This is a genomic window from Pseudactinotalea sp. HY160 (genome assembly GCF_009372055.1).
GTDB lineage: Bacteria > Actinomycetota > Actinomycetes > Actinomycetales > Beutenbergiaceae > HY158.
The window spans coordinates 119,037-130,513 of the sequence record NZ_WHMT01000010.1 but is presented as its reverse complement, the minus strand read 5'-3'; the positions used below and the strand labels follow the sequence as shown (position 1 = coordinate 130,513).

Annotated in this window: 8 protein-coding genes; 3 read left to right on the top strand and 5 right to left on the bottom strand. The window is 71.8% G+C overall.

The window, feature by feature from the left end; all coding sequences use genetic code 11:
* Positions 1 to 195: 195 nt before the first annotated feature.
* On the top strand, positions 196 to 588 hold the full coding sequence (locus tag GCG21_RS11000) for a hypothetical protein (RefSeq protein WP_152909724.1): 393 nt from the start codon (positions 196 to 198) through the stop codon (positions 586 to 588).
* Between the two features lie 9 nt (positions 589 to 597).
* Positions 598 to 2,049 carry a hypothetical protein gene (locus GCG21_RS10995; RefSeq protein ID WP_152909723.1) on the top strand — a complete coding sequence of 484 codons (1,452 nt, stop codon included), beginning with the start codon at positions 598 to 600 and terminating at the stop codon, positions 2,047 to 2,049.
* 91 nt (positions 2,050 to 2,140) lie between these two features.
* On the opposite strand, the gene GCG21_RS10990 is transcribed toward GCG21_RS10995, so the two are convergent.
* From GCG21_RS10990 to GCG21_RS10980, 3 genes are all read right to left on the bottom strand, one after another.
* On the bottom strand, positions 2,141 to 2,824 hold the full coding sequence (locus tag GCG21_RS10990) for a hypothetical protein (RefSeq protein WP_152909722.1): 684 nt from the start codon (positions 2,822 to 2,824) through the stop codon (positions 2,141 to 2,143).
* A gap of 121 nt (positions 2,825 to 2,945) precedes the next feature.
* A complete protein-coding gene (locus GCG21_RS10985) occupies positions 2,946 to 4,043 on the bottom strand; it encodes an RDD family protein (protein ID WP_152909721.1) in 1,098 nt (365 codons plus the stop codon).
* Between the two features lie 83 nt (positions 4,044 to 4,126).
* Positions 4,127 to 5,539 (bottom strand): hypothetical protein, encoded by a 1,413-nt coding sequence (locus GCG21_RS10980; RefSeq protein WP_152909720.1) that lies wholly within the window; start codon positions 5,537 to 5,539, stop codon positions 4,127 to 4,129.
* A gap of 160 nt (positions 5,540 to 5,699) precedes the next feature.
* Between GCG21_RS10980 and eccCa the strand changes: the two genes are divergently transcribed.
* Positions 5,700 to 9,743: a type VII secretion protein EccCa gene (gene eccCa / locus GCG21_RS10975; RefSeq protein WP_227993648.1), complete on the top strand. Its 4,044-nt coding sequence runs from the start codon at positions 5,700 to 5,702 to the stop codon at positions 9,741 to 9,743.
* Between the two features lie 624 nt (positions 9,744 to 10,367).
* Here the strand turns inward: eccCa and GCG21_RS10970 are convergent.
* Positions 10,368 to 10,631: a hypothetical protein gene (locus GCG21_RS10970; RefSeq protein WP_152909719.1), complete on the bottom strand. Its 264-nt coding sequence runs from the start codon at positions 10,629 to 10,631 to the stop codon at positions 10,368 to 10,370.
* Between the two features lie 30 nt (positions 10,632 to 10,661).
* On the bottom strand, positions 10,662 to 11,432 hold the full coding sequence (locus GCG21_RS10965) for a hypothetical protein (RefSeq protein ID WP_152909718.1): 771 nt from the start codon (positions 11,430 to 11,432) through the stop codon (positions 10,662 to 10,664).
* Positions 11,433 to 11,477 lie beyond the last annotated feature (45 nt).

Here is an 11,477-nt window from a genome sequence, read left to right as displayed (position 1 = left end):
TCTCCCAGGGCAACGCCGACTACCAGAACGCCGAACAGCGCAACGCCCAGCGCTTCGGCGGCTGAGCACACCACCCGCATCGCCGGCGCGCGTCGGAGCCCACCCCGGGGTTCGACGCGTGCCGTCGTCGATAGACGATCTCGCGCAGATCCGTCACCGCAGCATCTCGAACGCCGAGCAGTGAGAGGAATCAGGATGACCGACCTCGTGGTCGACAAGGAGGACTTCAAGTCCGCCCTCGGGCGCCTAGGCACACTCGTGGACGAGTTCGATCACCCCCGAAACCTCGTCCATTCGGTCGGGAGCCAGGGGGAGACCAGTTGGGCGGCGGTGTCGGGCAGCGCATCCTTCCGGCAGGACTTCACCCTGACCGTCAAGCAGATGCAGCGCGACATCGACGAGATCTGGACCGAGCTCAAGGGCCTTCGAGACGCGCTCGTCGAGGCGGGCGCCGAGCTCGAGGACATCGACGAGGAGACCGAGCAGGGTCTCGAGCTGCTCAGCGCTCGTCTCGACGCGGACCCGACCTATATCCAGGGCGCGGTGATCGCGATCCCCGGCATGGGTCCCATCCCGATGATGGTCTGAGGAGGATTCATGGGCCAGCACTACGATTACCTCGACAGGATCCGCACCAGCTACTCCGGATTCGGGGCATGGTCGCGCAGGACGGATCAGAACAACCTGTCGTCTTCGCTCAACTCCCTGGGAGGCGCACAGGAGAGCCTGCAGCAGATGCGCTCTCGCACCGGGATCGAGGGCTTGATCGCCGAGCGTTTCCGCGAGTCGGCAGACCTCATCGACGAGCGGTTCGAGAGCCTCAAGACGAAGGTGGCGAAGTCGCAGGACAACGCCGACCTCGCGGTCGCGGCGATGCGCGACGCCACCCAGGCGGTCGACTCCCTCCCGCCCGAGGGCGAGAGCCCGTTCATCGCCGCCCGGGAGCTCGGCGTGCAGAACGTCTACTCGATCCTCGGTGGTGGCGGCCACTTCCCGGCCGAGGACATGCGGCTGTGGCAGGCGGGCCTCGTCGAGGAGGCCCGCGAGGAGGAGGCCGCGATCGCCCGGGAGCGCTACGACCGTGCGCTCGGCGGGATCACCTTCGAGGATCGTTCCACGAGGGACGCCGGCGGCCCGGCCACGCGCAGTCCGGGCGGGCTCCCGCCCGGCGGGGGCGTCGGCTCCTTCCCCTGGGGACCGCCGACCGGTCCCGGTGTCATCGGCGTGCGTCCCCCCGGGACGCAGCTTCCCGATGGCCCGACCTTCCCCGGCCCAGGCGGCGGTGGCGGCGGCACCGGCGATGACCCGATCCACGTCGGGCGTCCGCCGACCCTCCCCGGCGGGTGGGAGCCGCCGACCTACGAGGTGTCTCCTCCGATCGGGCCGCGCGATCCGCTCACGCCCCTTCCCGAGATCGGCACGGATCCCGCCTCTCCCCCGGGCGGCGGCACGGGCCATCCCCCCGGCGGCGGTGGCACCGGCTATGAGCCGGGAGGCGGCACGGGCTACGGGCCCGGCGGCGGGGGCTCCGGTTCCGGCCTCGACGGTGGGGGCAGCGGCGGGCTCGTGTCCGGAATCGGCGCGGGCGCCGCGGTCGGCGGGGCGGGCCTGCTCGCCGCACGCGGACTCGGCGGCGGCGGTGGCCTCGGCGGCCTGCTCGGCGCGCGGGGCGGGGCCGGGATGGTGCCCGGCGGTTCGGCGCTCGGGGCGCCCGGAGCCGGAGCCGCGGGCGGGGCCCGCGCCGGCGTGATCGGTGGCGGCCCGGGCGGCGCCGGAGGTACGGGCGGAGCAGCAGGCGCCCGCGGCGGCGCGATGCCCGCCGGCCAGGGCGCTGCGGCGGGGGGATCCCGCGGCGGCGCTGCGATGGCGGCCGGCGGCATGGGTGGGGCCGGTGGCCGCGGCTCGGACAAGAAGAAGCGGCGCGGCCTCGGCCTGCAGGCGCTGCAGCTGGATTCCGAAGAGGCCGCGGTCGACCTCGGGCCCGGCGGCGGGGCCGGCGTGCGCGAGCACGCGACTCCCGCGACGATGGACACCGACGACCTACTCTGAAGCCGGACGACGACGGCCCGGCGAGCACCTGCTCGCCGGGCCGTCGTCATACCACCGCGACGCCTTCACGGCGTGGCCGCCGGCGACTCGCTCAGAAGTCGCTCAGCTGCCACACGAAGGTCGGGGTGACACCCTCCCGGTCGAAATGGAAGTCCACCCGGAGCTGGGAGGCGTCCTCCTCGACCACGAAGAGGAGGGCCCCCGTATAGCTCGTGTTCTGCTCGAGCGACACCGTGATCTCCTCCCCCGGGCTCATGCACGCGAGCGATTCCCAGTCGCGATAGTCCGCGGCAGGCTCGCCCGCGTCGTCCGTGATCACGATGTCCTCGCCGCTGAAGGGCGTCCCGTACGATTCGGCCGCGGCGTTGGACTCGATCGCGAGGTCGACCGCGACGTAGCGGCCGTCGGCCGGATCGTACTCGCACAGATCCGAGGCATCGCCCGGCGGACTCCAATCCCACTCCACCCCGGTCACCCGGATGTCGGCCACGTGTGGCGGGCTGTCGAAACTCTGGCTGAAGTCGTAGAACGGAACCGCATCCCCGGGTTCCACCCGGACCTCCTGCCCGGCGTTCGGGATCTCCGCCGGGGTCGGCGTGGCCGCGGTGGGCTCCGGCGTCGGTTCGGCCGTCGGTTCGGCCGTCGTCGGCTCGGCGGTGGGCGCGGGGGCGGTCGTCGGCTCCTCGGATCGGCCGTCGCCGCATCCGCTCGCGGCGATCAATACGCCGGCCGCGAGCACGATCGACATGCTCCGGCGCCGGTCCTTGCTCGGCATTCAGTCCTCCTGGACTCGGTTGTCCCACTCGGTTGTCCCACTCGGCCGACCCCACGAGGCCTCCCCGTAGCGCCCTTCGCAGTGTAAACGATGGCGCCCGACGCGCCGTGCGCGCGCCCGGTCAGCCCGCGTGGACGGTGAAGACCTTGGAGCCGAGCGCGAACGTCGTCCCGGCCGGTACCGCCACCGGCCGATCGGACTCGAGCTGCTGCGCGCTCCCGTCGGCCGCGATGAGGAAGGTGCCGTTCGCGGAGCCGAGGTCGGTGATCACGAGCTCGGCGCCACGCGCCTCGAGGCGCGCATGGGTGCGCGAGAGGGAACGCCGATCGTCGTGGATCGCCACGGCGGTCGCCGCCTCCCCGGCCGGGGCGATCGGCGCGCGGCCGACGAAGACGGTCCCTCCCACGCGGATCGGCGCCGTCCCCTCCCCCACGAGTCGGAGGAAGGCGGGTGCCGGCGGGGCGGCCGGCGGCTGCCGCGCCGCCGGTTCGTGCAGCACCGAGGGCGGCATCGGAGGCGGCGTGACGAGTGGGGCCGATGCCGCCGGCGGCACGGGCGGCATGACGGGAGCGGGCGGCACAGCGGGAGCGGGCGCCGGCCGCACGGCCGGGGCGAACGCCTCCGGAGTCCCGCCCGAGCCGGCCCGACGCCCGGATTCCTCCGCTGCGGTCGGATGGTGGGCACCGGGGCCGGTACTGGAGCCGGCAGCGGAGTCGGCGCCGCGATCTGCCTGCGGGGCGCCGCTGAACGCGCTGGCCCGAATCCCGGCGCGCACGTCGAGCACGGTGGTGCGGGCGGCGCGATCGTGCCAGCCCTGCCCACGGTCCTTGTCCCCGGCCGCCGCGGCGATCATGACGAATTGGCCGAGGCCGGCGACCAGATGGCCCAGGCCGAGCACGAGGGAGCGTCCCGCGGCCCGCAGGAGCCCGGGTGCGTAGAGGGAGTCGACCTTCGCCGCCCGAAGGCCGAGAAGCCATTTGCCGAGGGTGGCTCCACACCTCGCCTCCGAGACGACCTGGGCGAGCAGGAGCTCGAACGACACGATCGCCGCCAGCACGAGGTTGCCCGTGAGCACGACGAGAACCGCCCCGGGAGCGAGCACGACGACCGTGTCGCACAGCTGCGCGAGCAGTCGACGTCCGACGGGCGGATGGACCACCGAGACCGGCAACTGCCGCATGGGCGCGTACCGCGGTCGCTGCGGCGCGTGGACGCTCATCGCTCGGTCCTCTCGGTGCCTCTGGGGGCCTCTGGGGGCATATAGGGGGCGTTCGGGGGTGTACGCGGGTCTGGGGAGTGGGATCAGTTCGCGGTGAGCATGGGGAGCGCGTCGAGCGCCCCTGCCGCGAGCAGCGTCGCGGGCAGCACGAGCCCCACGGCCATCGCCTCCACGATATCGCCCGCCCGGGACCAGCGCACCGACCGGAAGCCCGCGGCCACCGGGCTCATCACCACGAGCATGAGCGCCGCGAGCCCCATGAGCACCGCCGCCGCGAGCAGCCCCGGCTCACCTCCCGGCCGAAGCAGGGCGACCTGGAGCAGCACGATCACGAGCGCGACCCGCGGGATGACCTTCGTGGGCCCCCCGGCCCAGGACCGCGGGCTCAGCCCGAGCACGAGCGTGACGCACGCGACCGCTCCGATCGCGGCCCAACCGACGACGCCGGCGGGGCGCGCCCGCACGATCACGGCCGGCGCGACCAGGACCGCGAGGGTGCACAGGAGGATGACCCCCGCCAACCGGCTCGTGGCGGCCGCCTCGACGTGCTCGGCCACCCACCGGGTGCGGATGCGCCGCGGCGAGGCGGGCATCGTGGCCCGGACGCTGCGCACCGACTTCATGATGACGGGCAGGTCGAGGATCTCCTCGTCGGGGATCCGGAGCGCGACGACGGGCAGGGCCCGCAGCACGAGCGGTGCGCAGCCGAGGAGCAGGACGGGTGCGGTGGCCGGCGCCGCACCGACGAGGAGGCACAGCACCGCCACGATCGCCACCCCCGACACGATCGCGGCCACGAGCGAGGCGGCGGCGGTGACCCGCCCGGCGGAGCCCTCCCGGGCATCCTGGCGCCGACTCACCGCGTATCTGAGCACGGCCACGAGGGCGGCACAGAGCGCACCGACGGTGAGGGCCAGCGCCACGGCCTTCACCGGCGAGGCCGCCACCTGCCACGGCGCCCACGCCACCCCGGCCCCGAGTCCGAGGAGCGGCCCGATGAGGACCGTCACCAGCTGCGGGTGCCGCCGCACGGCGACGGCCGCGGCTGCGGCCCCGAGGGTCGCCCCGCTCACCCACCGCAGCCACTCCACCTGGGTCGAGGCCACGACATGTTCGAGCTGGGTGACCACGACGACCACCGCCGCGACCGCAGCGAGCAGACCGACGAGGGTGCGCCGTCCCGACGCGACGAATCGATACCGGGGCTCGATCCCCTGCCAGCCGGCGCGCTCCGAGAGCGCCCGACTCCCCGTCGTGAGCGAGCCGGCGACCGCGAAGCCGAGCACCGCACCGGAGGAGACCTGATCCCCGAGGCCGCGGTGGGGATCGAGGGCGACCCCGGCGGACGTCGTCAATACGAGATCGGTTCGGCCGTGATCGATGCTCGCCAGCAGATCGGCGGGGGTCGTCTCGACCCCGACGGCGATGTCGCGCAGGCCCGTGGGGCCCAGGAGCGCAAGGGTCAGCCGGCTCGCCCGATGTGCCGTCTCGCTCACACTCACTCCTGCCTGCTTCCCCCCGGCGGCCCCGGAGTCTCACTCACCGGGTGAGTCTAACGAGCGGATCCGCCCGTTCGCGCACGCAATCGCCCGCGCGGGATGGGGCCTTCGACCCATGGACGGCGCCCGCGCGGCCGGGCCTCGCCCGGTAGTCTGAATGCCGATCATCGCCGGGGCGCCGACCGCGCCCGGCACGAGTTGGGAGCAGTGGATGAACCCTCGATCCGGGCCGCGGCCCGCCCCGCCGCAGGTGCCGAGCGGATCGATCGCATTGCAGCCGCCCCCGGAGCTGGCCAAGCCCGAGGGTGCGAGTAATGCGCTCATGATGGCCGTGCCGATGATCGGCTCGCTCGGATCCGTCGCCCTCATCGCGTTCAACTCCTCCTCGAACCCGGTGCGCGCCTACATCATGGGCGGGATGTTCCTGTTCATGGCGCTGTCGATGGTCGGGATGAACATCTGGCGTCAGAAGTCCAAGCACACGGGCGAGGTCACCGGGAACCGGCGCGAATACCTCGCCTACCTGGCCGACCTGCGCGCGACCGTGCGCACCGCCGCGGATCGGCAGCGCCAGTACGCCCACTGGATGCTGCCCGATCCATGGGCGCTGCCCGTCGTCGCCGAGGAGGGCACCCGGGTGTGGGAGCGGGAGGTGACCGCGCCCGACGCCTACGACGTTCGGATCGGCCGCGCCACGACCCGGCTCGCCCTGACGCTCGAGCCGCCCCCGCCGGCGCCGGTCGCGCAGATCGACCCCGTCTCGGCCTCCGCCGCGCACCGGTTCGTCACGACCCACCAGAACCTGCGCGCCGTGCCCTTCGGCGTGAACCTGCGCGACGTCGCTCGGATCGAGGTGCTCGGGCAGGCGACCCAGGTCCGCAGCCTCACACGCGCGATGCTGTGCCACCTGGCCACGTTCATCGACGCCGACAACCTCCAGATCGCGATCCTCGCCGGCCCCGACGCCCTGCCCCAGTGGGAATGGGCGAAGTGGCTGCCGCACACCCATTCGCTGCACGCCCACGACGCCGTGGGCCGTGCCCGGATGATCGGGGCCGCGTTCTCCGACATCTCCGACTACCTGCCGCCGGGCGTGGGCGACCGGCCCAGGTTCCAGCCCGGGGCGGAGGTCTTCCCGCATCTCGTCGTGGTCGTCGACGGCGGTCACCTGCCGGACGACCACCCGATCGCGACCCGGGACGGCGTCGCCGGGGTCACCCTGATCGATCTGCCCGCCCAGTGGGACGAGCTGCGCGATCGCAACACGGTGCGGCTGCGCCTCTTCGACCCGGTCGCGGCGGCCGGCGGCGCGGACGTCACCCCGATGCAGGTGCTGCAGCGGTCCCGGCAGGCCACCGACGCGCTCGCCGACCGGATGAGCATCGCCGAGGCCGAGGCGACGGCGCGTCGGCTCACCCCGTTCGCGCTCGAGCAGGAGAGCGACGAGGGCCCGCGGACGGCGGTCTCGGCCGAGCTGACCGACCTGCTCGGGTTGCCGGACGTGCGCGACTTCGACCCGGAGGTCGCCTGGCGTCCCCGGCTCGCCCGGGACCGGCTCCGGGTCCCGATCGGCCTGAGCCCGCAGGGCCAGCCGGTCTCCCTCGACCTCAAGGAGTCGGCGGAGCAGGGGATGGGCCCGCACGGCCTGCTCATCGGCGCCACCGGCTCGGGCAAGTCCGAGGTGCTGCGCACGCTCGTGCTCGCCCTCGCGCTCACCCACTCCTCCGAGGCGCTCAACTTCGTGCTCGTCGACTTCAAGGGTGGGGCCACGTTCGCGGGTATGGCGGACATGCCGCACGTGTCGGCGATCATCACCAACCTCGGCGAGGAGCTCACGCTCGTCGACCGCATGGCCGACGCCCTGCAGGGCGAGATGATCCGCCGCCAGGAGCTCCTGCGCTCGGCGGGGAACTTCGCCAACGTCGGCGACTACGAGAAGGCCCGCAAGGCGAGCGGTCGCACCGACCTGCCGCCGCTGCCGGCGCTGGTCATCGTGGCCGACGAGTTCACCGAGCTGCTCAGCGCCAAGCCCGACTTCGCCGACCTGTTCACGCAGATCGGGCGGCTCGGCCGCTCCATGCACATCCACCTGCTGCTCTCGACCCAGCGGCTGGAGGAGGGCAAGCTCCGCGGGCTCGACTCCCACCTGTCGTACCGGATCGGGCTCAAGACCTTCTCCGGCGCCGACTCCCGGGCCGTCATCGGCGTGCCGGACGCGTTCGAGCTGCCCGGCGGCGGTGGGCACGGGTTCCTCAAGCCGGATTCGACCACGCTGCTGCAGTTCCGCGCGGCCTACGTCTCCGCGCCCCCGAAGGCCCGGCGGCGCGCCACGCCGGTGCGCACGGAGGCCGCGCAGGTGCGGGTGGAGGCGTTCACCGCGGCCCCGGTGCTCTCGGCCACGAAGGAGGTCGAGCCGGTGCCGGCAATACCCGCGGGGCCCGCTGGACCGGCCGAACCTGCCGAGAAGCGGGTGACGTTCGACATCGCGGTCTCCCGGATGAAGGGGCACGGGCTGCCGGCGCACCAGGTGTGGCTGCCGCCGCTCGAGGTGCCCGAGACGTTCGACGCCCTCATGCCGGATCTGAGTGTGGACGGCGAACTCGGCCTGGTCTCACGCCGCTGGCGGGAGGCGGGGGTGCTCACGTTCCCGCTCGGAATCGTGGACCGGCCGCTCGAGCAGCGCCGGGAGGTGCTGCGCTTCTCCCTCGCGGGCGCGGGTGGTCACATGGCCGTCGTCGGCGGTCCGCGCACGGGCAAGTCGACTGCGTTGCGGTCGGTGGTCACGGGGCTCGCGCTCACGCACACCCCGCACGAGGTGCAGTTCTTCGTCATGGACTTCGGCGGCGGCACGTTCGCCCCGCTGGCGGACCTGGCGCACGTCGCCGGGGTCGCCTCCCGCAGCCAGCCCGACGTCGTGCGCCGGGTGCTGGCCGAGGTGACCGGGATCGTCAACGCCCGGGAGAAGTACTTCGTGGCCCACGGCATCGACTCGATCGAGACCTACCGGCAGCGCCGGGCCGAGGGCCGGGTCGACGACGGCTGGGGCGACGTGGTGCTCATCGTCGACGGGTGGCCCACCCTGCGCTCGGAGTTCGACGACATGGAGAGTGAGATCCAGGCACTCGGTGCCCGGGGCCTCACGTTCGGGCTGCACGTCCTCGCCTCCGCGAACCAGTGGATGAACTTCCGCACCCAGATGAAGGACCTGTTCGGCACGAAACTCGAGCTGCAGCTCGGCAATCCGATGGACTCCGACATCGACCGGAAGGTCGCGGCGAACATCCCGGCCGACCGTCCGGGCCGGGGCCTCATCGCCTCGGGCCACCACGTGCTCGCGGCGCTTCCGAGGATCGACGGCCGCCCGGAGCCGGACGCCCTCGCCCCCGGGGTGGACCACCTGATCGAGTCGGTGAACAAGGCGTGGACGAAGGCCCCCGGCCCGAAGCTGCGGCTGCTGCCCACCGACGTCTCGCCGGCGGACGTGCTCGCCGCGGCCCCGTCCGGCGATCAGCTCCTCCTCGGGGTCGAGGAGGCCGCGCTCACGGGTGTGGGCATCGATCCACGGGTCGAACCGCACGTGTACGCCTTCGGCGACTCGGGCTCGGGCAAGTCGACGTTCATCGCCTCGATGGCGGCCGAGATCCAGCGGCTCTACACCCCGGAGCAGGCACAGATCCTCCAGGTGGACTACCGGTTCGCGCACCTCGGCGCGATCCCCGACGAGTACCTGGCCGGCTACTACCGCACGGCACCGAACGCGATGGCCGGGATCAAGGATCTCGCGGCCTTCCTCAGTGGCCGGCTCCCCGGCCCGGACGTGACCGCCGATCAGCTGCGGGCGCGCTCGTGGTGGACGGGCAAGGACGTGTTCCTACTCGTCGACGACTACGAGCTCGTGGCCACCTCCCAGGGAAATCCGCTGCTGCCGCTCGTGCCGCTCCTGCCCCAGGCCCGTGACATCGGCCTGCACGTCGTGCTCGTGCGCTCCGCCGGCGGGGCGGCGAAGTCGCTCTACGAGCCGGTCATCCAGTCGCTGTCGGACCTCGCCTCCCCGGGGCTCATCCTCGCCGGGTCGCCGGCGGAGGGCCCCCTCGTCAAGAACGTCAAGCCGAAGCCCGGGGATCCGGGTCGCGCCCAGCTCGTGACCCGGCGCGGGGTGCAGGTCGTCCAGCTCATGCACACCCCGCTCGCCGACCAGTAGCCTCCGCACCCAACCTGGGCGGCCTCGACACGGCCACGTGGGGTGTAGCGCCCCCATATGGCGGCTGCCGAGGGACCTGGGTGCCGCCAACACGAGCAGATGGGGTCCAGCGCACCCAGGTGCCGGATGGTGCGGGGTCGGCCACTCGTCTTCCGGATACCTCCCTGCGGCTTCTCATGCCGCCGCCGTGCGGTGTGATCCGCTACGTCGGCGGGTACGGCTCGCTAGATCGACTCCCCGTGCTCTCATCGATCGCGGCCGCCCGCACCGTACGAGCATGGACATCCATTCCCAGGCTCGTAATCTCGGTCACCACCCCGGGGCCTCCTACGAATGCGTGCTCCCCGCCCACCGGCCGATCAAGGTGATCCACGAGAGACTTCATACGCGGGACCTTCGCCAACGAGCGCACTCGAGCAACCCGACACCCACAAGGCGTCGGAGGTTCGGCACGCACCGCTGCGGCGATGGTGTGAGACGACGGGTCCGATCGTCGCCGATAGCACGGGCTCCAACGCGTTCGGCGGGCTGATCCTGGGCCCAGGTCAACGACTGCTTCCTCCACGGCGTGAGGCGGCGCGGCAATGGTTGCAGCGCCGCCTCGCACTCGCTCTACTTCGTGTCCTACTTCAGGCGTAGCAGCCCAACAACCAGACAGGCGATGCCGGCCGGGCGGAGGAAGACGCCCGCGATCACGTCGAGGATATTGGTGATCCGGAAGCTGGAATCATCACCCACGAACAGCAAGGGAACATTGACTGAGAACACGTTGATCAAGGCGCTGACCACAAGCAGCACTGCCGCGACCCCGATCATCCTCCGTCCATCAGCGAGCCACTCGACGATTGCGGAGCGTGGACGGTCATCGTTGCTGTGGCGCGTAGACATCTCGGACCTCTCATTCTCAGGAAACATGCGTCAGCCCATCACCACTCCGGTCACACCCACAGTTCCCGGGTTGCGAACCTTGAACTTCGGAATAGCCCAGACATTGCCCCACGGAACCGTGTAGCCCACGAGGCCCGCGCTACTGTTGCCGCATCCTGCGGGGTAGAAATGCTGCACAGTCACCGGGGGCTGCCCGGGCGCGCCCTGCGTCGTCACCCAGCCGGCAACGGCCACGCAGGCGCTTCCGTACGAGGAGGGATTCACCTGCCAAGCGTACGTAGTCTTGTGGCCGGGCGATCCCGCAATGCTGCATCCGAGATTGATCGCATTCCCCCACGAGGTCATCCCGACGGTAGCCGTGAAGGTCCTCGAGCTGCCACAGCCGTACTGAAGAGTGGCGAACGGCTCAGAAGCCGGTCCAGACTCAGGGTTCGGTTCGGGCGTCGCGCCGCCAAGCGCATCGCTGACGTAGGCCAAGACATCCGCCTTGGGCACGTCCGGCATCACGACAAGCGTCGAGTCTGGCTCGATGCCATCGAGCTCCACCTTGAGTCCTCCCTCCTCCGTCCCTTGAACGGCCGCATCACTGACTAGGAGGAGGTCCAGCGATCCCTCGACACGCAGCCGCACACTCCCCTCGTCATCGACTACGACGGATCCGCCAGCAGCTTCGACCTCCGAGAACGCACTGGTGAAACCGACACTCGCATCCGAACTGCTCTTGCCCACCGCGGGCGCACTGATGGCAAGTGATGCAAGCGCCAATGCCGACACCAACTCACCAAGTCTCGAGTTCAACATGTACCTATCCCCTTTAAACGTACCGCACCCCTCGTTGGGTGGCAC